The sequence below is a fragment of the Streptomyces sp. NPDC045026 genome, from assembly GCF_056432625.1.
Window position 1 is genome coordinate 563,365 of sequence record NZ_JBWKIS010000002.1, and the last position, 21,429, is coordinate 584,793.

Genomic DNA, 21,429 nt, shown 5'->3' on the forward strand with positions numbered 1-21,429 from the left:
ATTTCGGTGCATGTCGTACTCGCCGGCGGGGGGACCGCCGGCCACATCGAGCCCGCGCTCGCCCTCGCGGACGCCCTGCGCAGGCAGGACCCGACCGTGGGCATCACGGCCCTCGGTACGGAGAAGGGGCTCGAGACGCGGCTCGTACCCGAGCGCGGATACGAACTCGCGCTGATCCCCGCCGTACCGCTGCCGCGCAAGCCAACCCCTGAACTCATCACCGTCCCCGGCCGGCTGCGCGGCACCATCAAGGCGGCCGAGCAGATCATGGAGCGCACCAAGGCGGACTGCGTCGTCGGCTTCGGCGGCTATGTCGCCCTGCCCGGCTACCTCGCGGCCAAGCGCCTCGGTGTGCCGATCATCGTGCACGAGGCCAACGCCCGTCCCGGCCTGGCCAACAAGATCGGTTCGCGTTACGCCGCGGGCGTCGCGGTCTCGACGCCCGACAGCAAGCTGCGCGGCGCCCGCTACGTGGGCATCCCGCTGCGCCGCACCATCGCCACGCTCGACCGGGCGCGCGTGCGGCCCGAGGCGCGCGCCGCCTTCGGCCTCGACCCGAACCTGCCGACACTGCTCGTCTCCGGCGGCTCCCAGGGCGCCCGCCGCCTCAACGAGGTCGTCCAGCGGGTCGCACCGCTGCTCCAGCAGTCCGGCATCCAGATCCTGCACGTCGTCGGCCCCAAGAACGAACTGCCGCACGTCCAGCAGATGCCGGGGATGCCCCCGTACATCCCGGTACCGTACGTGGACCGGATGGACCTCGCGTACGCCGCGGCCGACATGATGCTCTGCCGCGCGGGCGCGATGACCGTCGCCGAACTCTCCGCCGTCGGGCTCCCCGCCGCCTACGTCCCGCTGCCCATCGGCAACGGCGAACAGCGGCTCAACGCCCAGCCGGTGGTCAAGGCCGGTGGCGGACTGCTGGTCGACGACGCGGAACTGACGCCCGAGTGGATCATGGGCAACGTCCTGCCCGTGCTCGGCGACCCGCACCGGCTGTACGAGATGTCCCGCGCCGCCTCCGAGTTCGGCCGCCGGGACGCCGACGAACTGCTCGTCGGCATGGTGTACGAGGCGATCGCGTCGCGGCACCGCCAATAAGACACCGGCGAGTGAGCCGAAGGGGCGCGCCGGTGTCGAGAGGTCGAGCGCGCGGAGGCCCGAAGGGCTGAGCACGGTCGGGCTCCCGACACCGGCCGAGGCGCCCCGGAGGTGAACCGAGCCAGGAATGGGAGTGCGCGTGGCCGGACCGACGACCGCAGACCGCGGCGAGCGGCACAAGCCGAAGTCCGGCCCGCCCCGGCCCCCTCGGGGCAGCCGCCTGCGCCTGCCGCGCCCGCGCGTCCTGATCGTGCTGGGGGCCGCGCTCCTCCTCGGCGCCGGCACCATCTGGCTGCTGTACGGATCTCAGTGGCTGAAGGTGGAGCGCGTGACGACCTCGGGCACCGCGGTTCTGACGCCCGCTCAAGTGCGGGCGGCTGCCGCCGTTCCGGTCGGCGCCCCGCTGATTTCCGTCGACACGGGCTCCATTGAGGACCGACTCCGGCGAAAATTGCCCCGGATTGACTCGGTTGAAGTCACACGTTCCTGGCCGCACGGAATCGGATTGAAAGTGACCGAGCGCAAGCCGGTCCTGATTGCCGAAAACGACGCAAACAGTAAAAATGACGAACACAGCGACAATCGCGAAGGCGACTCCAATGCGGGCAAGTTCGTCGAAATTGACGTCAAGGGTGTCCGGTTCGCCACCGTTCGGAAGGCCCCTCGAGGCGTTCCCCGACTGGAGTTGACGCCGGATCAGTCCGCCGCCGCCGCAAGCCTTCGGCGCTTCGGCCCCGACCGTCTTGTGCGCGAGGCGGTCCGCGTCGCGGGCGATCTGCCCCCGGCCGTGGCCCGTGACACCCGCGCGCTCAGGGTCCGTTCGTACGACTCCGTGTCCCTGGAACTGAGCCGTGGCCGCACCGTCGCATGGGGAAGTGGTGAGAAGGGCGACACGAAGGCGACCACGCTCACCGCCCTCATGAAAGCCGCCCCGAAGGCCAGGCACTTCGACGTAAGTGTCCCCACCGCCCCTGCGTCATCGGGTAGTTGACGCACATCAGCGCAGGCCAGCACCCTGGTTGGGCACTGCTACGGCTGATCACATAGGGTGAAAAGAAAAACGGGAGGTTCGGCGTGTTCGTTGAACGTGCGCCACTTGTCGACTTAGTGTCCTGTTCGGAAGAGTCCAGGGAACAGACACACTGGTAACCCTAAACTTCAGCGTTAGGGTTCGGGTCGGCAGACAAGTAGTCCGGGCCGCCCCAATTCGGCATCAGTCGTCGCAACGTATCAATGCGAGGCGACGACACGTAACTCGAGGCGAGAGGCCTTCGACGTGGCAGCACCGCAGAACTACCTCGCAGTCATCAAAGTCATCGGTGTCGGCGGCGGTGGTGTCAATGCCATCAACCGGATGATCGAGGTCGGTCTCAAGGGCGTCGAGTTCATCGCCATCAACACCGACGCGCAAGCCCTGTTGATGAGCGACGCGGACGTCAAGCTCGACGTCGGCCGTGAACTCACCCGCGGACTCGGCGCCGGAGCCAATCCGGCCGTCGGACGCAAGGCGGCCGAGGATCACCGCGAGGAGATCGAGGAGGTCCTCAAGGGGGCCGACATGGTCTTCGTCACCGCCGGCGAAGGCGGTGGCACCGGCACCGGCGGCGCACCTGTCGTCGCCAACATCGCACGCTCACTGGGCGCCCTGACGATCGGTGTGGTCACCCGGCCGTTCACCTTCGAGGGCCGGCGTCGCGCGAACCAGGCGGAGGACGGCATCGCCGAGCTCCGCGAAGAGGTCGACACCCTCATCGTCATCCCCAACGACCGTCTCCTGTCCATCTCGGACCGGCAGGTCTCCGTCCTCGACGCCTTCAAGTCGGCCGACCAGGTCCTGCTTTCCGGTGTCCAGGGCATCACGGACCTGATCACCACGCCCGGCCTGATCAACCTCGACTTCGCCGACGTCAAGTCGGTCATGTCCGAGGCCGGTTCGGCGCTCATGGGCATCGGCTCGGCCCGCGGCGACGACCGCGCGGTGGCCGCCGCGGAGATGGCGATCTCCTCGCCGCTCCTCGAGGCGTCCATCGACGGCGCCCGCGGCGTGCTGCTCTCCATCTCCGGCGGCTCCGACCTCGGTCTCTTCGAGATCAACGAGGCGGCGCAGCTGGTCAGCGAGGCCGCGCACCCCGAGGCCAACATCATCTTCGGCGCAGTCATCGACGACGCCCTGGGTGACGAGGTGCGGGTCACGGTCATCGCGGCCGGCTTCGACGGCGGTCAGCCGCCGTCCAAGCGGGACACCGTCCTTGGCGGCACGTCCGCCAAGCGCGAGGAGCCGGCGCCGCGAGCCACCGAGGCCCGCCCGTCGTTCGGCAGCCTCGGCAGCGTCACCCCGCGCGACGAGCCGCAGGCTCCGGAGCCCGTTGAGGCCACCCCGGCGAACGAGATGCCGTCCGCCCCGGTCGTCACGCCGCAGGTTCCGCCGGCCCGTCCCTACCAGGACAGCCAGGCCGAAGAGCTGGACGTGCCGGACTTCCTGAAGTGACCGGCACAAGTGACCTGCAGAAGTGACCTCCTGAAGTGATAGGACAGCGCGACCACGCGAGCGGCGCCCACTTCGCCTTCACCGACCGGTGGGGCGGGGTGAGCGCCGCTCCGTACGAGGAGCTCAACCTCGGCGGCGCGGTCGGTGACGACCCGGCCGCCGTCCACGCCAACCGCAGGAGTGCGGCGCAGTCGCTCGGCCTCGACCCGGCGCACGTGGTCTGGATGAACCAGGTGCACGGCCCGGACGTGGCGGTGGTCGACGGGCCCTGGGGTCCGGCGGCCGGCATCCCGTCCGTCGACGCGATCGTCACCGCACGGCGCGGACTCGCCCTCGCGGTGCTCACCGCGGACTGCACTCCGGTCCTGCTCGCCGACCCGGTCGCGGGAATCGCCGCCGCCGCCCATGCCGGACGCCCCGGCATGGTCGCCGGAGTCGTCCCCGCGGCGGTCAAGGCGATGACGGAACTCGGCGCCGAACCCGCACGCATCGTGGCCCGCACCGGCCCCGCAGTCTGCGGGAAGTGCTACGAAGTCCCGGACGGGATGCGCGCCGAGGTGGCCGCCGTGGAACCCGCGGCGTACGCCGAAACCAGCTGGGGCACCCCTGCCGTCGATGTGACCGCCGGAGTGCATGCCCAGCTGGAGCGCCTCGGGGTGCGCGACCGGCAGCAGTCGCCGGTGTGCACCCTGGAGTCGCACGACCACTTCTCGTACCGCCGCGACCGCACCACCGGTCGGCTCGCTGGCTATGTCTGGCTGGACTGATGGGACATGACGGACCGTAAGACTCAACTCGCAGCAAATCTCGCACAGGTAGAGGAACGCATCACTTCGGCGTGCATCGCCTCGGGCCGTAAGCGCGAGGAAGTGACCCTGATCGTGGTCACCAAGACCTACCCCGCGAGCGATGTGCGGATCTTGTCGGAACTCGGTGTGCGCGATGTCGCCGAGAATCGCGACCAGGACGCGGCGCCCAAGGCGGCGGAATGTGCGGACCTGCCGCTGCGGTGGCACTTTGTCGGTCAGTTGCAGACCAACAAGGTTCGCTCCGTGGTCGGTTATGCCGATGTCGTGCAGTCCGTCGACCGGCCGAAGCTCGTCACGTCACTGTCGACGGCGGCCGTGCGCGCGGAGCGCGAACTCGGCTGCCTGATCCAGGTCGCGCTCGACGCCGAGGAGGACGGGCGGGGCGAGCGCGGGGGCGTGGGGCCGGGCGGAATCGAGGAGTTGGCCGCACTTGTGGCGGACGCTCCCGGTTTGCGCCTCGACGGTCTGATGACGGTCGCACCTCTGACCGGTCCGTACGCGGACCGCCAACAGGCGGCGTTCGAGCGGCTGATGGATTTGTCGACTGACCTGCGCCGGGCTCATCCGGCTGCGAACATGGTGTCAGCAGGGATGAGTGCGGACCTCGAACAGGCCGTGGCGGCCGGAGCGACACATGTGCGCGTCGGTACGGCGGTACTCGGAGTCCGACCCAGGCTCGGGTAACGTCGCCAAGAAGTCGGACCACAGCAGAAAATATGGTCATTCTCGCTGATGGGCGGGGAGATCGCGTGGATCGCAGGCACTTTGGTTGACGTCAGCCGATCCACCACAGAGCGGAGGACTCAGAGCAATGGCCGGCGCGATGCGCAAGATGGCGGTCTACCTCGGCCTCGTGGAGGACGATGGGTACGACGGCCGGGGCTTCGACCCCGACGACGACTTCGAGCCCGAGCTGGACCCCGAGCCCGAGCGGGACCGCAGGCGGCACGAACTGTCGCATCAGTCGCACAACACTCATCAGCCACACCAGTCCCAACGGGACGAATCGGTACGAGTGGTGCAGCCTCCCGCCCAGCGCGAACCGGCCCCGCTGCCCGCGGAATCCGGACGTCCGGCGCGAATCGCCCCCGTGGCATCCATCACACCTGAACGCCAGAGCCTGGAGAAGAACGCACCGGTGATCATGCCCAAGGTTGTGTCCGAGCGGGAGCCCTACCGCATCACGACGCTGCACCCCCGGACGTACAACGAGGCCCGTACCATCGGGGAACACTTCCGTGAAGGCACTCCGGTGATCATGAATCTGACGGAGATGGACGACACCGACGCGAAGCGACTTGTCGACTTTGCCGCCGGTCTCGTCTTCGGTCTGCACGGCAGCATTGAGCGGGTGACGCAGAAGGTGTTCCTGTTGTCGCCTGCTAACGTCGATGTCACGGCGGAGGACAAGGCCCGCATCGCAGAGGGCGGGTTCTTCAACCAGAGCTGAGACGCAGCACCGGTGAAGTGCCGGTGCAGTTACTAGCCACGAAGCACGAGACACAGGGGAGAGGGAACCGCGAACATGAGCGTGGTTTTGGATGTTGTCTACATCGCGCTGATGTGTTTCCTCATCGTGCTGATCTTCCGGCTGGTCATGGACTACGTCTTCCAGTTCGCCCGCTCGTGGCAACCCGGCAAGGCGATGGTGGTCGTACTAGAGGCCACCTACACTGTCACTGATCCACCGCTCAAGCTTCTGCGGCGGTTCATTCCGCCGCTGCGTCTCGGGGGCGTGGCGCTCGACCTGTCCTTCTTCGTACTGATGATCATCGTCTACATCCTGATCTCCGTCGTGAGCCGGCTGTGAACGATACGGTCTTGCCGAATGCCGACGACTACGTTGAGGTGAAGAGATGCCGTTGACCCCCGAGGACGTGCGGAACAAGCAGTTCACGACCGTCCGCCTCCGAGAAGGCTATGACGAGGACGAGGTCGATGCCTTCCTCGACGAGGTCGAAGGCGAACTGACTCGCCTTCTCCGAGAGAACGAGGACCTGCGCGCGAAGCTTGCCGCAGCCACCCGCGCCGCTGCGCAGAACCAGCAGCAGGGCGGCATGCGCAAGCCTCCGGAACCGCAGGACCAGCGCGGACCCGGTGCGCCGGTACCCGCCGCAATATCGGGCCCGCAGCCGGTGCAGCCGCAGCAGCAGATGGGTGGCCCCATGGGCGGCCCGCCCCAGCTGCCCAGCGGTGCGCCGCAGCTGCCCGCAGGTCCCGGTGGACATGGTCCGCAGGGTCCCGGTCCGCAGGGTCCCGGCCCGATGGGCCAGGGTCCGATGGGTCAGGGTCACCCCGGCCAGAACCAGCTCGGTCAGGGTCAGATGGGCCAGGGCCAGATGGGCCAGGGTCAGCTGCAGCAGCAGATGGGCGGCCCGATGGGCGGTCCCATGGGTGGCCCCATGGGCGGTCACGGTCCGCAGATGCCGCAGCCCGGTCAGGGCCCCGGTGGCGACAGCGCCGCCCGTGTCCTCTCTCTTGCGCAGCAGACCGCCGACCAGGCGATCGCGGAGGCCCGTTCCGAGGCCAACAAGATCGTCGGCGAGGCCCGCAGCCGCGCCGAGGGTCTCGAGCGTGACGCCCGTGCCAAGGCCGACGCCCTGGAGCGGGACGCGCAGGAGAAGCACCGCGTCGCGATGGGCTCCCTGGAGTCCGCCCGCGCCACGCTGGAGCGCAAGGTCGAGGACCTGCGTGGCTTCGAGCGCGAGTACCGCACGCGTCTGAAGTCCTACCTCGAGTCGCAGCTGCGTCAGCTGGAGACCCAGGCCGACGACTCGCTGGCTCCCCCGCGGACGCCGGCGACCGCGTCGCTGCCGCCGTCGCCCGCGCCTTCCATGGCGTCGGCCGGTGCGGGTGCCCCGTCCTACGGTGGCAACCAGACCATGGGCGGCAACCAGCCGCAGGCCGGTCCGTCCTACGGTGGCCAGCAGCAGATGTCGCCGGCGATGACTCAGCCGATGGCGCCGGTGCGGCCGCAGGGTCCCGCGCCGATGCAGCAGGCGCCGTCGCCGATGCGCGGTTTCCTCATCGACGAGGACGACAACTGACGGGCGTGACCACGCCTTAGGCGTCGGCAGCGTTCAAGGGCCGGGCCCCCGGATTTCCGGGGGCCCGGCCCTTTGCCGTGGTCAGGGTGCGGAAGCTGCCGTGAGCCAGGCGTGGATGCTGCGGTGGTCCAGGGGGCAGATGCTGCCCTGGGCGCGGTGCCGGCTCCGTGCCGGCTCGGTCCTGGCGCGGTGTCGGCGCGGTGCAGAAACGTTCAACTGTGCGTGAGTACGAAATGCCGAAGGCCCGGTCCCGCCAAGATCTTTGGCGGGACCGGGCCTTCGGTCGTGGGTTACGCCTTGCGGAGGCGGAACGTGAGGGCGAGAGGCTCGTCCGTGAACGTCTCGCCGTAGGTGTCGTCCGCCTCGCTCTGGGCGAAGTCCGTGGCGAGGACCTCGTCCGCGATCAGCGTCGCGTGCTCGGACAGGGCCGAGACGACCGCGGGCTCCGTGGACGTCCAGCGAAGGGCGATCCGGTCCGCGACGTCCAGGCCGCTGTTCTTACGGGCCTCCTGGATCAGGCGGATCGCGTCACGGGCCAGGCCGGCCTGACGCAGCTCCTCGGTGATCTCCAGGTCGAGCGCGACCGTCGCGCCGGAGTCCGAGGCGACGGACCAGCCCTCGCGCGGGGTCTCCGTGATGATGACCTCGTCGGGCGCCAGCGTGATCGTCTCGCCGTCGACCTCGACCGACGCCGTGCCTTCGCGCAGGCCGAGCGAGAGCGCGGCGGCGTCCGCCTCGGCGACCGCCTTGGCGACCGCCTGGACGCCCTTGCCGAACCGCTTGCCCAAGGCGCGGAAGTTCGCCTTGGCGGTCGTGTCGACCAGGGAGCCGCCGACTTCGGAGAGCGACGCCAGGGAGGAGACGTTGAGCTCCTCGGTGATCTGGGCGTGCAGTTCCGGATCGAGCGTCTCGAAGCCCGCGGCCGCGACCAGCGCGCGCGACAGCGGCTGACGGGTCTTGACACCCGACTCCGCGCGCGTGGCGCGGCCCAGCTCGACGAGGCGACGGACGAGGAGCATCTGCCGCGACAGGTCCGGGTCGATGGCGGAGAGGTCCGCCTCCGGCCAGGAGGACAGGTGGACCGACTCGGGGGCGCCCGGCGTGACCGGGACCACCAGGTCCTGCCAGACCCGCTCCGTGATGAACGGCGTCAGCGGCGCCATCAGACGCGTGACCGTCTCGATGACCTCGTGCAGTGTGCGCAGGGCCCCCTTGTCGCCCTGCCAGAAGCGGCGGCGGGAGCGGCGCACGTACCAGTTCGACAGGTCGTCGACGAACGAGGAGAGCAGCTTGCCGGCGCGCTGGGTGTCGTACGCCTCCAGGGCCTGCGTCACCTGGTCGGTGAGCGCGTGCAGCTCGGAGAGCAGCCAGCGGTCGAGCACGGTGCGGTCGGCGGGGGCCGGGTCGGCCTCGCTGGGCGACCAGTCCGACGTACGGGCGTACAGGGCCTGGAAGGCGACCGTGTTCCAGTACGTCAGAAGGGTCTTGCGGACCACTTCCTGGATCGTGCCGTGGCCGACGCGGCGCGCGGACCACGGGGAACCGCCGGCGGCCATGAACCAGCGCACCGCGTCCGCGCCGTGCTGGTCCATCAGCGGGATCGGCTGGAGGGTGTTCCCCAGGTGCTTGGACATCTTGCGGCCGTCCTCGGCGAGGATGTGGCCGAGGCACACGACGTTCTCGTAGGACGACTTGTCGAAGACGAGCGTGCCGACCGCCATGAGGGTGTAGAACCACCCGCGGGTCTGGTCGATGGCCTCCGAGATGAACTGCGCCGGGTACCGGCTCTCGAAGAGCTCCTTGTTCTTGTACGGGTATCCCCACTGCGCGAACGGCATCGAACCCGAGTCGTACCAGGCGTCGATGACCTCGGGCACGCGCGTGGCCGTCTTCTCGCACTGGGGGCACGCGAAGGTGACCTCGTCGATGAAGGGGCGGTGCGGGTCGAGGTCGGCCAGGTCGGTGCCGGTGAGCTCGCCGAGCTCGGCCAGCGAGCCGACGCAGGTGAGGTGATCGTCCTCACAGCGCCAGAGCGGGAGCGGGGTGCCCCAGTAGCGGCTGCGGGAGAGCGCCCAGTCGATGTTGTTGTTCAGCCAGTCGCCGAAGCGGCCGTGCTTCACGTTCTCCGGGAACCAGTTGGTTCCCTCGTTCTCCTGGAGCAGGCGGTCCTTGATCTCCGTGGTGCGGATGTACCAGGACGGCTGCGCGTAGTAGAGCAGCGCCGTGTGGCAGCGCCAGCAGTGCGGATAGCTGTGCTCATACGGGACGTGCAGGAAGAGCAGGCCGCGGTCCTTGAGGTCCTCGGTGAGCTTTTCGTCCGCCTTCTTGAAGAAGACACCGCCCACGAGGGGGACGTCCTCCTCGAAGGTGCCGTCGGGACGGACCGGGTTCACCACCGGCAGGCCGTACGCCTTGCAGACCTTGAGGTCGTCCTCACCGAACGCGGGGGACTGGTGGACGAGACCGGTGCCGTCCTCGGTCGTGACGTACTCGGCGTTCACCACGTAGTGGGCGGGCGCCGGGAACTCCACCAGCTCGAACGGACGTTGGTAGTTCCAGCGCTCCATCTCGGCGCCGGTGAAGGACTGGCCGGTCGTCTCCCAGCCCTCGCCGAGCGACTTCTCGACGAGGGGCTCGGCGACGACGACCTTCTCCTCGCCGTTCGTCGCGACGACGTAGGTGACGTCGGGGTGTGCGGCGACCGCCGTGTTCGAGACGAGCGTCCACGGGGTCGTCGTCCAGACGAGGAGCGAGGCCTCGCCGGCCAGCGGACCGGAGGTGAGCGGGAAACGGACGTAGACGGAGGGGTCGACGACCGTCTCGTAGCCCTGCGCCAGCTCGTGGTCCGAGAGCCCGGTGCCGCAGCGGGGGCACCAGGGGGCGACGCGGTGATCCTGGGTCAGCAGGCCCTTGTTGAAGATCTCCTTGAGCGACCACCAGACCGACTCGATGTACTCGGGGTCCATCGTGCGGTACGCGTCGTCGAGGTCGACCCAGTAACCCATGCGGGTCGTCAGGTCGGTGAAGGCGTCGGTGTGGCGGGTCACGGATTCGCGGCACATGGCGTTGAACTCGGCGATGCCGAAGGCCTCGATGTCCTTCTTGCCGTTGAAGCCGAGCTCCTGCTCGACGGCCAGCTCCACGGGCAGGCCGTGGCAGTCCCAGCCGGCCTTGCGGGCCACGTGGTAGCCGCGCATGGTGCGAAAGCGCGGGAAGACGTCCTTGAAGACGCGGGCCTCGATGTGGTGGGCGCCCGGCATGCCGTTGGCCGTGGGCGGGCCCTCGTAGAACACCCACTCGGGGCGTCCCTCGGACTGCTCCAAGCTCTTGGCAAAGATCTTCTGCTCGCGCCAGAAGTCGAGCACGGCGTGCTCGAGGGCGGGCAGGTCTACCTGGGCGGGCACCTGGCGGTACGTCATCGATCTTCCTCCGGCGGACACTGTTCTTCCGTCTCCGTCGGAGGGACGAGAGCTTCGTCTGTGACGTACGCCGTGTGCGGCGCGCTCCCGCGGTACCACCCTCCTTGGCCCCCCGGGGCGCTGGCTGCTCCGGTGAGCCCCCTCATTGGGGTCGCGATGCCGGTTCTAATCGCCCCGCGAGCGGGGCTTTCTTCCGGCGGCTCCGGGGTGATCTTCGCGTCGCGCTCGCCCCCGGGCTTCCACCGTCCCCGGGTCGCTCTTGGCTGCGTACGCCGCTACTCGGCCCCATCCACGCTTCTCGCTCCGCCCAGTGTACGGGGCCCGGGCGCGCGCGGCCGACCGGTTTCCGGGCGGGCGGCCGGAGGGGCCCGGGGCGGTCGGTGTCAGGCGTGCTGAGGGATCTCGTCCTTGAGGTTGCTGCGGATCATGTTCCGCAGCTCGGGGGTGTCGGTGTGACCGTGGACGGACACGGAGTGCTCGGCCGCGGCGCGGACCACCTCGTCCTCCTCGCCCGTGATGGCGAGCGTGCAGTTCGTCTCGCTCGGCACGTCACGGCAGTCGACTACTTTGCGCATGATCATGCACCTTCTCTGCTTTTGCCCCATTTTATTCCCCTGAGGCTCTGCCCGGCGGTGCCGTCAGGGGCTTTCGCCGGGCAGGTCGCGGCCGTGCGGGCTGACCCGAATGGCGACACGGGGCCCGCCGGATCACGGGGCAGGGGGCTCGGCGGATTACCCGGCGGGGAGCTGGGCACAACGCTTGCAAGTCTGCCGCGCGGGACGTGCGGGGCGGGCGCATCGGGCGGTGTGCCCCGTTGCCGCGGGTCAGAAGTCGATTTATCGTCCCAGCACGACTCGCGTGCAAGATCACAGAATGTGAAGGGGCCGCGGCCATGGTGGCGAAAAGGAGTGCGGCGGGGGTGCGTGAGGCATCCGCCGGCGTGAAGGCCGCGGTCGAGGAGGCGGTGCCCGCGAAGGCGGGGGCAAAGGCGTCCCCGGCCGCGAAGAGGCCGGCCTCCGGGAAGAAGAGCGACCCCGACGAAGCGAAGGCGGCGACCAAGAAGAGCGCGGCGGCTGCGAAGACCAAGGCCACTACTACGAAGGCGACGACTGCGAAGGGCGCGGGTACGAAGACCGCGGCCGCCAGGAAGACGGCGAAGACCGCGAAGACGGCGGCCGAGCCCGTAAGCAAGCCCACCAAACCCACCAAGCCCGCCAAGACCGCTAAAACCACCAAATCGACAAAGTCTGCGGAGGCCGCGAAGAGCGCGAAGTCCGCGCAGGCCGCCGCGGAAGCGGAAAGCGCCGTCGCCGAGAAGGGCGCGGCCGGGAGCACGGGCGCCAGGAAGAACGCGGTCAAGAAGGCCACCGGCCACAAGAGCGCGGAGAAGAAGGCGGTCGCGTCCGCGGCCGATGGCGCGGCGTCGGCCGCGGAGACGACGGGAGCCACGACTGTGGTTGCGAAGAAGACCCCCGGCACGGCCACGGCGAAGAAGTCCCGCGCGGTGCCGAAGGCGAGGGTCGCGGCCGCGAAGCCGGGCGAGCTCGCGGTACGGCCGGGCGAGGACCCCTGGACCCCGGCCGAGGTCGAGGACGCGCGGGCGGAGCTCCAGAGCGAGGCGCTGCGCCTGAACAGTGAGATCGAGTCGTCGGAGAAGGCGCTGGCCGGGCTCATGCGGGACTCCGGGGACGGCGCCGGCGACGATGAGGCGGACACCGGCACCAAGAACATCACGCGGGAGCACGAGCTGTCGCTCGCCGCGAACGCCAGGGAGATGGTCCAGCAGACCGAGCGCGCCCTGGAGCGGCTCGACGCGGGCACGTACGGAATCTGCGAGAACTGCGGGAATCCGATCGGCAAGGCGCGGATGCAGGCCTTCCCGCGGGCGACCCTGTGCGTCGAGTGCAAGCAGAAGCAGGAGCGCCGTTACTGACCCGGCACCGTGCGGCGTGACGGAGTCGCTCCTGGGCTGCTGAGGGCGTACGTGTGTGCCGTACTCTCGTCCTCAGTCAGGTACCTAGGTTGAGGGACTCACGTGGCAGAGGCGGAGCGCGTCATCGGTACTCCGGACACCCCGGACGCAGGGGCAGAGGGGCCGGACAACGGCGGGGAGACCCAGGAGCGGCCCAAGGGCAAGCGGAAGATCGCCGTGCTGTTCGCGGTGGCCGCCCTCGCGTACGCCCTCGACCTGGTCAGCAAGATGATCGTGGTCGCGAAGCTGGAGCACCATGAGCCGATCGAGCTCCTCGGTGACTGGCTGCGGCTCGAGGCGATCAGGAACGCGGGCGCCGCGTTCGGCATCGGCGAGGCCTTCACGATCATCTTCACGGTGATCGCCGCGGCCGTGATCGTCGTGATTGCCCGGCTGGCGCGCAAGCTCTACAGCCTGCCCTGGGCGATCGCCCTGGGGCTGCTCCTCGGCGGGGCGCTCGGCAATCTCACCGACCGGATCTTCCGCTCGCCCGGCGTCTTCGAAGGGGCCGTGGTCGACTTCATCGCGCCGAAGAACTTCGCCGTGTTCAACCTCGCCGACTCGGCGATCGTGTGCGGCGGCATCCTGATCGTGCTCCTGTCGTTCCGCGGGCTCGACCCGGACGGGACCGTTCACAAGGACTGAGGGACTCAGGGGCTGACGGACCGGGGTCTGCAGGCTTGCGGGCCTGCCGGGCCCAGGGCCGGGAGGCCAGGGGCTTTTCCCTCGCGCGGTCCGGAGTGTCGGCGGGCTCCTGCATACTCAATGGGTGAGCACGATTCCCGAGATCCGAACCCTGCCCGTGCCCGACGGCCTGGAGGGCGAGCGTGTAGACGCCGCCATCTCCCGCATGTTCGGCTTCTCCCGCACCAAGGCCGCCGAGCTCGCCGCGGCGGGGAAGGTGGCGGTCGACGGCTCGGTGGTCGGGAAGTCCGAGCGGGTGCACGGCGGTGCCTGGCTCGAGGTGGAGATGCCGCAGGCGCCCGCCCCGGTGCAGATCGTCGCCGAGCCCGTCGAGGGCATGGAGATCGTCCATGACGACGACGACATCGTCGTGATCATGAAGCCGGTCGGTGTCGCCGCGCACCCCAGCCCCGGCTGGACCGGGACGACCGTGATCGGCGGCCTCGCAGCCGCCGGGTACCGGATCTCCACGTCCGGCGCCGCCGAGCGCCAGGGCATCGTCCACCGGCTCGACGTCGGCACCTCCGGCCTCATGGTCGTCGCCAAGTCGGAGCGCGCGTACACGACGCTGAAGCGCCAGTTCAAGGAGCGCGTCGTCGACAAGCGCTACCACTCGCTGGTCCAGGGGCACCCGGACCCGATGAGCGGCACGATCGACGCCCCCATCGGGCGCCACCCGAACCACGACTACAAGTGGGCCGTGACAGCGGAGGGCAAGCCCTCCGTCACGCACTACGACCTCATCGAGGCGTTCCGCGCCGCCAGCCTCCTGGACATCAAGCTGGAGACGGGGCGTACGCACCAGATCCGCGTGCACATGTCGGCCCACCGGCACCCCTGCGTCGGCGACCTGACGTACGGCGCCGACCCCACGCTCGCCAAGCGGCTCGGCCTCACCCGGCAGTGGCTGCACGCCGTGCGCCTGGGCTTCGAGCACCCGGCCGACGGCGAGTGGGTCGAGTTCTCCAGCGACTATCCCGAGGACCTGCAGACGGCCCTCGACCGGGTCCGGGCCGAGAGCTCGTGACCGTGCCGCAGCCCTCTTCCGCGTACATGGTGCGGGTCGCCGACAGCGAGGCCGACCGCAAGGCGTGCTTCGCCGTGCGCCAGGAGGTCTTCGTCGTCGAGCAGCGGGTTCCCGAGGAGCTCGAGTACGACGAGTACGACGCGGGGGCCGGCACGGTGCACGTGCTGGCGCTGCGCGCCGACGGTGAGCCGCTCGGCACGGGGCGGCTGCTGACCGGCGCCGCCGCCGTGGCGAAGAACGGCGGGGACGCCGGGGTGGGCGCGCTCGGGCGCCTCGCGGTGGCGAAGGCCGCGCGCGGGCTCGGCGTGGGCGCGGCCCTCGTGCGGGCCATCGAGGACGCCGCGGCGGAGCGTGGGCTCGTCGCCGTGGACCTGCACGCGCAGACTCATGCGCTGGGGTTCTACGAGCGCCTCGGCTATGCCGTGTACGGGCCGGAGTTTCCCGACGCGGGCATTCCGCACCGGGCGATGCGTAAGGCGCTGGGGCAGGCGGACGCCCGCTAGGGCTGCGCGGCCTGGTCTCAACGCCGCCCACTCGCGTCTCGACGCAGCCGACTCGCGCCACAAATCACCACAGAGCGATGTGCGTGGCACGCTGGGGACTTGATCGTCCGATGGCTTGACCGCCGTTACTCGCCGGGGTGCGCACCGTGGATCAGTTGGCCCTGCTGTTCGTGCTGTTGCTCGGGGCCGTACTGAGCGTGCCGCTCGGAGACCGGCTCGGGCTGCCCGCGCCCGTGCTGATGACCCTGCTCGGGATCAGCCTGGCGCTCCTGCCGTTCGTGCCGAACGTCGAGGTCCCGCCCGACCTGATCCTCCCGATCCTGCTGCCGCCCCTGCTCTACGCGGCCGTGAAGCGCACGTCGTGGCGCCAGTTCGCTGCGAACAAGAGACCGATCTTCCTGCTCGCCGTGGCGCTGGTCTTCGTCACCACGGCGGCTGTCGCGTTCGTCGCCAACGCCATCGTGCCGGGCCTGCCGATCGCCGCGGCCGTCGCGCTGGGCGCTCTCGTCGCGCCGCCCGACCCCGTCGCCGCGACGGCGGTGGCCGGCCAACTCGGCCTGCCCCGCCGCCTAGTGTCGACTCTGGAGGGCGAGGGCCTGTTCAACGACGTGACCGCGATCGTGCTCTACCACGTGGCCATCGCCGCCGTCGTGAGTGGCAGCTTCTCGTGGCCGGAGGCCGTCGTCTCGCTCCTCCTGTCCGCCGTCGTCGCCCTCGTCGTCGGTCTCGTGATCGGCTGGGCGGCCAACAAGTTGATGAACTTCCTCGACGACTCCACACTCCAGATCGGCCTGACGCTCCTGATGCCGTTCGCCTCGTACGTGCTGGCCGAGGAGCTGCACGGCTCCGGAGTGCTCGCCGTACTCGTCACGGCGCTCTTCCTCGCCGAGTACGCGTTCGACGCGGACGACGTCATGACCCGGCTGACCGGCCGTGCCTTCTGGGACATCGTCGACACACTCGTCACCGGCGTCGCCTTCGGCCTCATCGGCCTCGAACTGCACAACGCGATCAGGACCGCGTCCGGCCGCTGGGGCGAGATGCTCGGCTGGGCCGGCACCGTCGTGGCGGTCGTCATCTTCGTACGCCTGCTGTGGCTGCTTCCGGCTACCTGGCTGACGCGGCGTCTGCATGCGCGGCGGGACCTCGACGAGGACATCCCCATCTCCTGGCGCGAGACCGTGATCATGTGGTGGGCCGGAATGCGCGGGGTCGCCTCCGTCGCACTGGCCCTCGCCATCCCGTTCACGATGGACGACAAGTCACCGTTCCCCGACCGCGACGAGATCGTCTTCATCGCGTTCGGCGTCATCATGGGCACCCTCGTGCTCCAGGGGCTGAGCCTGCCCTGGCTGGTGAAGAAGCTGGGGGTCAAGGCGGACGCCGAGAAGGAGAAGGAGTTCGAGCAGCAGCTCGCGCTCCGCGCGGCCAGGGCCGCCAAGCGTCGCCTCAAGGAGATCGAGGAGGTCGAGGAGCTCCCCGACGACCTCTCCGACCAGATGGCGCGCAGGGCCTACGACATCGGGCTGCGCATCGACCCCGAACTGGGCAGCGAGGAACGCAAGGAGGCCCAGGCCAAGCGCTTCTCAAGGATCAAGCGCGTGCGCCACATCCAGAACGAGATGCTCTCCGCCGCCCGTCACGAGGTGCTCGCGGCGCGCAGCGAGCCGGGCGCCGACCCCGAGATCGTGGACCGCGTGCTGCGCCACCTCGACGTGCGCAGCCTGCGCTGAGGAGCGTGGCCGCTGACGGTGACGGGCGCCCCCGGATGGCACCATGGGCCCCATGAACATCATGCTTTTCCACTCGACGTACGGCCTGCGTCCCGCCGTCCGTGACGCGGCCGACCGGCTGCGGGCCGCCGGACACGAGGTGTGGACCCCGGACCTCTTCGAGGGCCGCACCTTCGACACCGTCGAGGACGGCATGGCCTTCAACGAGGAGATCGGCAAGGACGAGCTGCTCAAGCGCGCCATCCTCGCCGCCGCTCCCTACTCCGAGCGCGGGCTCGTCTACGCCGGTTTCTCCCTCGGCGCCTCGATCGCGCAGACCCTGGCCCTCGGTGACGACAAGGCGCGCGGCCTGCTCCTCCTGCACGGCACGTCGGACATCGCCGAGAACGCGTCCGTGGACGAGCTGCCCGTCCAGCTGCACGTCGCCGAGCCCGACCCGTTCGAGACCGACGACTGGCTGAGCGCCTGGTACCTCCAGATGGGCCGGACCGGCGCCGACGTGGAGGTCTACCGGTACCCGGGCGCCGGTCACCTCTACACCGACCCCGAACTGCCGGACTACGACGCGGAGGCGGCCGAGGCCACCTGGCGGGTGGCGCTCGGCTTCCTCGATTCGCTCTAGGCCGTACCGCGGTCCGTTAGCCCGCGCGGTACGCCGTCCAGCTGTCCTTCATGCGCTGCACCTGGCCCGCGGTGAACTGGTACATGCAGGAGTCGTACGTGTAGTCCATGAAGTTGTGGATCGGGTCGACGCCCGTCTTGTTGGTGCAGGTGTCGCGCCCGGTCGGGCACTCGAACGCGGCGCTCTTCTCGGCAGGGGTGTCACTGACGTAGTCACCGTTGCCACTGCAGCCGCCCTGGAACGTGTGGTACAGCCCCATCCAGTGGCCGATCTCATGGGTGCCCGTGTCGCCCTGGTTGTAGTTGGTGGCCGAGCCGCCCGGCAGCGAGGTGTCGAGGACGACCACGCCGTCGTCGGACGGGTTCGACTTGTACGAGGACGGGAACGTCGCCCAGCCGAGCAGGTCGTCGCCGAGGTTGGCGGTGTAGAAGTTGAGCGCGCCCGCGCCGCCCTTGCGCAGCGAGGACTTCATGGACTTCTCGGCGGCGGAGCCCGGCGTGATGCCGTTGTACCAGGCGGCGTTGTCCGTGTAGTCGGTGCCGGCCAGCGTGAACGTGAAGCCCGAGTCGTTGTTGCCGGTGCCCTGGCCGCTGTAGGCCGCGTTCAGGACGTCGATCTGCTTGGCGATGTCGGTCGACGTGAGATTGCCGGTCGCGCCGTCGTGGATGACGTGGACGTAGACCGGGATCGTGGTCGACGCGGCGGCCAGGCCTCTGGAGAGCGTGCCGTCGGCGCGCATCCTGTCGAGTCTGCGCTGCATGTCCGTGTCCATGGACTTGGCCTTGGCCGCGCTGACCTCGTTGGGCTCCTGCGCGTGGTCGGCGCCGGTGGGCTTCTTCTCGCGTGCCACGGCGTTGCCGCTGTCGGCGCACTTCTCCGCCGAGGCCGACGCCTTGGCGGTCGCGGCGCTGCCTGAGGGGGCGGACAGCGGGGCGATGGCCAGGGTTCCGGCCACCAGCGCGGTGCCGAGCAGGCGGCGGCGCATCAACGGAGATATTCGGGCAAGCGTGGTCATGCGGACTCCTCGCGGACGGGTGGGGAGAGGAACTTCCTCGCCGCCGCGGGGAGATTACGTGGCCATGTCATCGCTTGAAGAGCGAAGTTCTGGCCCAATCAATCGCCGCTCTTCCTCCGGCAATTCAGGGCATCGGGAAGAAATTTTCGTGTGGCGTCCGGAGTTTGAGACGCCGACGTAACGGGAGCGGCTACCGCGACGGGTGGTGTGTCCGCATTCGATCCGCGGGCAGCACCACCCGCCGTAGCGGTGTGATCTGCTGTTAATGCACCGGCGAGTGGCTGGAATTGGCCCCTCGTGTGCGACCCGAGGTGTGGGTCAGCGCACCGGAGCGTTCACCCGCTCGACCTTCTGCGTGCCGCTGAGGGTGCGGTAGGAGCGGGACCAGGAGGTCGTCGCGGCCGGATCCTTGCGGTCGGAGACGACGTAGTAGTCCATCTGCGAGCGCTCGGCGGTGACGTCCAGGACGCCGTAGCCGTGCGCGTCCATGTCCAGCCACTTCACATGGCGGTTGGCCGCCTTGATGGCGCCTTCCGCCACGGTCGAGATGGTGTTCGGGGCCACGTGCAGGATGTCGTCGAGGTTGTCGGAGGTCACCGACGTGACGACGAACTCGGTGGCCGCGGACGGGGAGAGGGGATACGTTCCGGCCGTCACCGGTACGTCGTTCGCCCACGCCATGTGGATGTCGCCGGTCAGGAAGACCGTGTTGCGGATCGCCTTGTCCCGCAGGTGCCCGATCAGCTCCTTGCGGTCGTGCGTGTAGCCGTCCCACTGGTCGACGTTGATCGCGAGGCCGCCGGTCGGCAGGCCGAGCAACTCGGCGAGCGGCTCCAGCAGATGGGCCGGCAGCGAGCCGAAGGCGACCGGCGAGATCATCACCGAGGTGCCGACCAGCTTCCACGAGGCGTCGGACGCGGCCAGGCCCGCCTTCAGCCAGTCGAGCTGGGCGCGGCCGGTGATGGAGCGCTCGGGGGAGTCCACGTCGCCGTTGCCGACGGTCGACTGCTGGGAGCGGAAGGAGCGCAGGTCGAGCAGGTGCAGATCGGCCAGCTTGCCGAAGCGCAGGCGGCGGTAGACCGTGCCCGCGATGGACGGGCGCACCGGCATCCACTCGAAGTAGGCCTGCTTGGCGGCCTGCTGGCGCGCCGCCCAGTCGCCCTCGGTGCCGGGCGTGTGGTTCTCGGCGCCGCCCGACCAGGCGTCGTTGGCGAACTCGTGATCGTCCCAGATGGCGATGAGCGGGTGCGCGGCGTGCACGGCCATCACGTCGGCGTCGGTCTTGTGCAGGCCGTGGCGCACGCGGTAGTCGGCGAGCGTGAGGATCTCGTGCCGTGGCTCGTGCTGCCGTACGACGTACTTGGCCTCGGGGTATTCGCCGGTCTTGTACTCGTAGATGTAGTCGCCGAGATGGAGGACCGCGTCCAGGTCGGTGCGGGCGGCGAGATGGCGGTACGCCGAGAAGTAGCCGGCCTCCCAGTTGGCGCAGGAGACCACACCGAACCGGACGCCCGTGGCCTGCGCGTCGAGCGCGGGCGCCGTGCGCGTACGGCCGACGGGCGAGAAGGTGCCCTCTACGGAGAAGCGGAAGTAATAGACGCTCGCCGGGAGCAGGCCCCTTACATCGGCCTTGACGGTGTGATCGGCGGACGCCCGCGCGGTGGTCGTGCCGTGGGCGACGACCTGGCGGAAGTCCTTGTCCTGCGCGACCTCCCAGCGGACGTCCGTGTCGGCGCCCTTTCCGGAGCCGGGCACGGCGTCGGGGGTGGGCGTCACGCGCGTCCACAGGAGGATGCCGTCGGGCAGCGGGTCACCCGAGGCGACGCCGTGCAGGAAGGCGGGCCCGTCGGCCGCGTGTGCGGCGGGCGCGGTGGCGAGCGGGGCGAGGGCGGCGGCGCCTGCCGTGGCGGCGGCGGCCTTCACGACCGAACGGCGGCGCGGGGCAAGGGAGTTGGCCGTTCCGGCAGCGTTGCCGAGAGGGCTGTCTATGTTGAGTCGACTGGTCACGAGTGATCACATTACTGATCAGTAAGAGCAAAGTGTGGGCGAACTCCGAAGAGTTCGCCCACACTTCGACGGCGCGTCAGCCGGTGAGGCCGCCGGCTCGCGTCAGCCGCTGAGGCCGCCGATTCGCGTCAGCCCTTGAGCGCCTTGTCGACCGCGGTGTTGTAGTCGGCGACGGTGCTGGGCGCGGTCTTGCCGTCGGAGCCGGTGAGCTGCTTGCCGTCCATCACGAACGACGGGGTGCCCTGGACCCCGTACTTGTTCTTGTCGAAGTTCTTCGACATCTCCAGCGCCCACTTGTCGAAGGTGCCGTCCTTGACGTCCTTCTGGAAGGCCGCGTCGTTCTTCAGCTCCGGGACCGTGTTCGCGATCTTGATGAGGTACGCGTCGTCCTTGAACTTGTCGTCCGTCTCCTCCGGGTGCCACTTCGTGGAGTACAGCGCCTCCTTGAAGTCCCAGAAGGCGTCCTTGGAGACGTTCAGGGCGGAGCCGAGGGCGCTGAGCGCGTTCTTGGAACCCTCGCCCTGGAGGTTCTTGTCGAGGAAGGTGGCGCCGACGTACTGGATCTTGTACTTGCCGTCGTCGAGGTCCTTCTTCACCGTCGGGCCGACCGTCTGCTCGAAGGCGGCGCAGACCGGGCAGCGCGAGTCCTCGTAGGCGATGAGCGTCTTCTTGGCGGAGTCCTTGCCGAGGGTCACCGTCGTGTTGTTCTTGCCCGTGGTGTTCTTGGGCGCGACCAGCTTGTCGTCCTTCGCCGCTTCCCAGTAGGAGGGCTTGTTGCCCTGCATCACGGCGAAGCCGATGCCGCCGGCTATCGCGAGGACCGCGACGACGCCACCGGCGACGGTCGCCTGGCGCTTCGCCTTGTCCTTCTTGGCCTGCTTCTCGCGCTCGACGCGAAGCCGCTCGCGGGCCGCCGTCTTCGCGGCCTGGCTGTTCCTCTGGCTCATGATCGTTCTCCGTGTGGGTTCTGCGAAGTCTTCAGGGGGACTGCTGTGCTGGGTC

At 69.3% G+C, this 21,429-nt stretch carries 19 protein-coding genes; 14 read left to right on the top strand and 5 right to left on the bottom strand.

All coding sequences use genetic code 11. The features are described 5' to 3' along the window. Window positions 1–6 precede the first annotated feature (6 nt). From murG to AC07EJ_RS06410, 8 genes are all read left to right on the top strand, one after another. Entirely contained in the window at window positions 7–1,101 is a 1,095-nt protein-coding gene (gene murG / locus AC07EJ_RS06375) for an undecaprenyldiphospho-muramoylpentapeptide beta-N-acetylglucosaminyltransferase (protein ID WP_362905390.1), read from the top strand. Window positions 1,102–1,240: 139 nt separating this feature from the next. Further along, window positions 1,241–2,092 (top strand): cell division protein FtsQ/DivIB, encoded by an 852-nt coding sequence (locus AC07EJ_RS06380; protein ID WP_389474998.1) that lies wholly within the window; start codon window positions 1,241–1,243, stop codon window positions 2,090–2,092. 285 nt (window positions 2,093–2,377) lie between these two features. Next, window positions 2,378–3,589 carry a cell division protein FtsZ gene (gene ftsZ, locus AC07EJ_RS06385; protein ID WP_389475000.1) on the top strand — a complete coding sequence of 404 codons (1,212 nt, stop codon included), beginning with the start codon at window positions 2,378–2,380 and terminating at the stop codon, window positions 3,587–3,589. A 35-nt stretch (window positions 3,590–3,624) separates the two neighbouring features. Further along, on the top strand, window positions 3,625–4,356 hold the full coding sequence (pgeF, locus tag AC07EJ_RS06390) for a peptidoglycan editing factor PgeF (protein ID WP_478883870.1): 732 nt from the start codon (window positions 3,625–3,627) through the stop codon (window positions 4,354–4,356). Between the two features lie 6 nt (window positions 4,357–4,362). Continuing rightward, window positions 4,363–5,082 (top strand): YggS family pyridoxal phosphate-dependent enzyme, encoded by a 720-nt coding sequence (locus AC07EJ_RS06395; protein WP_478883871.1) that lies wholly within the window; start codon window positions 4,363–4,365, stop codon window positions 5,080–5,082. 127 nt (window positions 5,083–5,209) lie between these two features. After that, window positions 5,210–5,848, top strand: coding sequence for a cell division protein SepF (locus tag AC07EJ_RS06400; protein WP_362905400.1), 639 nt, complete (start codon window positions 5,210–5,212; stop codon window positions 5,846–5,848). Between the two features lie 75 nt (window positions 5,849–5,923). Next, on the top strand, window positions 5,924–6,208 hold the full coding sequence (locus AC07EJ_RS06405) for a YggT family protein (RefSeq protein ID WP_033318070.1): 285 nt from the start codon (window positions 5,924–5,926) through the stop codon (window positions 6,206–6,208). A gap of 46 nt (window positions 6,209–6,254) precedes the next feature. Next, on the top strand, window positions 6,255–7,445 hold the full coding sequence (locus AC07EJ_RS06410) for a DivIVA domain-containing protein (RefSeq protein WP_389475007.1): 1,191 nt from the start codon (window positions 6,255–6,257) through the stop codon (window positions 7,443–7,445). 290 nt (window positions 7,446–7,735) lie between these two features. On the opposite strand, the gene ileS is transcribed toward AC07EJ_RS06410, so the two are convergent. Together ileS and AC07EJ_RS06420 are read right to left on the bottom strand one after the other, a co-directional pair. After that, complete coding sequence (gene ileS / locus AC07EJ_RS06415) at window positions 7,736–10,864, bottom strand: isoleucine--tRNA ligase (RefSeq protein ID WP_389475009.1); 3,129 nt, start codon at window positions 10,862–10,864, stop codon at window positions 7,736–7,738. A gap of 383 nt (window positions 10,865–11,247) precedes the next feature. Then, window positions 11,248–11,439, bottom strand: a complete 192-nt coding sequence (locus AC07EJ_RS06420; RefSeq protein ID WP_100592229.1) for a DUF1059 domain-containing protein — start codon at window positions 11,437–11,439, stop codon at window positions 11,248–11,250. Between the two features lie 317 nt (window positions 11,440–11,756). On the opposite strand from AC07EJ_RS06420, the gene AC07EJ_RS06425 reads away from it, so the two are divergent. The 6 genes from AC07EJ_RS06425 (at window position 11,757) to AC07EJ_RS06450 (ending at window position 17,405) form a co-directional block, all read left to right on the top strand. Beyond that, window positions 11,757–12,797, top strand: coding sequence for a TraR/DksA family transcriptional regulator (locus AC07EJ_RS06425; protein ID WP_478883872.1), 1,041 nt, complete (start codon window positions 11,757–11,759; stop codon window positions 12,795–12,797). A gap of 102 nt (window positions 12,798–12,899) precedes the next feature. Then, complete coding sequence (gene lspA / locus AC07EJ_RS06430) at window positions 12,900–13,481, top strand: signal peptidase II (RefSeq protein ID WP_389475013.1); 582 nt, start codon at window positions 12,900–12,902, stop codon at window positions 13,479–13,481. A gap of 124 nt (window positions 13,482–13,605) precedes the next feature. Next, complete coding sequence (locus AC07EJ_RS06435; protein WP_389475015.1) at window positions 13,606–14,547, top strand: RluA family pseudouridine synthase; 942 nt, start codon at window positions 13,606–13,608, stop codon at window positions 14,545–14,547. Window positions 14,548–14,573: 26 nt separating this feature from the next. Beyond that, window positions 14,574–15,050 carry a GNAT family N-acetyltransferase gene (locus tag AC07EJ_RS06440; RefSeq protein WP_393582478.1) on the top strand — a complete coding sequence of 159 codons (477 nt, stop codon included), beginning with the start codon at window positions 14,574–14,576 and terminating at the stop codon, window positions 15,048–15,050. A 146-nt stretch (window positions 15,051–15,196) separates the two neighbouring features. Continuing rightward, entirely contained in the window at window positions 15,197–16,783 is a 1,587-nt protein-coding gene (locus tag AC07EJ_RS06445) for a Na+/H+ antiporter (protein WP_389475017.1), read from the top strand. Window positions 16,784–16,835: 52 nt separating this feature from the next. Continuing rightward, complete coding sequence (locus tag AC07EJ_RS06450) at window positions 16,836–17,405, top strand: dienelactone hydrolase family protein (RefSeq protein WP_362905413.1); 570 nt, start codon at window positions 16,836–16,838, stop codon at window positions 17,403–17,405. 16 nt (window positions 17,406–17,421) lie between these two features. On the opposite strand, the gene AC07EJ_RS06455 is transcribed toward AC07EJ_RS06450, so the two are convergent. The 3 genes from AC07EJ_RS06455 to AC07EJ_RS06465 form a co-directional block, all read right to left on the bottom strand. Further along, window positions 17,422–18,420, bottom strand: coding sequence for a zinc metalloprotease (locus AC07EJ_RS06455; protein ID WP_389475020.1), 999 nt, complete (start codon window positions 18,418–18,420; stop codon window positions 17,422–17,424). Between the two features lie 318 nt (window positions 18,421–18,738). Continuing rightward, entirely contained in the window at window positions 18,739–20,427 is a 1,689-nt protein-coding gene (locus AC07EJ_RS06460) for an alkaline phosphatase D family protein (RefSeq protein WP_389475022.1), read from the bottom strand. A gap of 128 nt (window positions 20,428–20,555) precedes the next feature. Further along, window positions 20,556–21,374, bottom strand: a complete 819-nt coding sequence (locus AC07EJ_RS06465; protein WP_393582342.1) for a thioredoxin domain-containing protein — start codon at window positions 21,372–21,374, stop codon at window positions 20,556–20,558. Between the last annotated feature and the right edge of the window lie 55 nt (window positions 21,375–21,429).

Coding starts and splice junctions, on each gene's coding strand:
- AC07EJ_RS06405 (WP_033318070.1), top strand. CDS start 5,924: ATGAGCGTGGTTTTGGATGTTGTCTACATCGCGCTGATGTGTTTCCTC.
- AC07EJ_RS06400 (WP_362905400.1), top strand. CDS start 5,210: ATGGCCGGCGCGATGCGCAAGATGGCGGTCTACCTCGGCCTCGTGGAG.
- AC07EJ_RS06450 (WP_362905413.1), top strand. CDS start 16,836: ATGAACATCATGCTTTTCCACTCGACGTACGGCCTGCGTCCCGCCGTC.
- AC07EJ_RS06465 (WP_393582342.1), bottom strand. CDS start 21,374: ATGAGCCAGAGGAACAGCCAGGCCGCGAAGACGGCGGCCCGCGAGCGG.
- AC07EJ_RS06440 (WP_393582478.1), top strand. CDS start 14,574: ATGGTGCGGGTCGCCGACAGCGAGGCCGACCGCAAGGCGTGCTTCGCC.
- AC07EJ_RS06395 (WP_478883871.1), top strand. CDS start 4,363: ATGACGGACCGTAAGACTCAACTCGCAGCAAATCTCGCACAGGTAGAG.
- AC07EJ_RS06410 (WP_389475007.1), top strand. CDS start 6,255: ATGCCGTTGACCCCCGAGGACGTGCGGAACAAGCAGTTCACGACCGTC.
- AC07EJ_RS06455 (WP_389475020.1), bottom strand. CDS start 18,420: ATGACCACGCTTGCCCGAATATCTCCGTTGATGCGCCGCCGCCTGCTC.
- AC07EJ_RS06420 (WP_100592229.1), bottom strand. CDS start 11,439: ATGCGCAAAGTAGTCGACTGCCGTGACGTGCCGAGCGAGACGAACTGC.
- ileS (WP_389475009.1), bottom strand. CDS start 10,864: ATGACGTACCGCCAGGTGCCCGCCCAGGTAGACCTGCCCGCCCTCGAG.
- AC07EJ_RS06425 (WP_478883872.1), top strand. CDS start 11,757: ATGGTGGCGAAAAGGAGTGCGGCGGGGGTGCGTGAGGCATCCGCCGGC.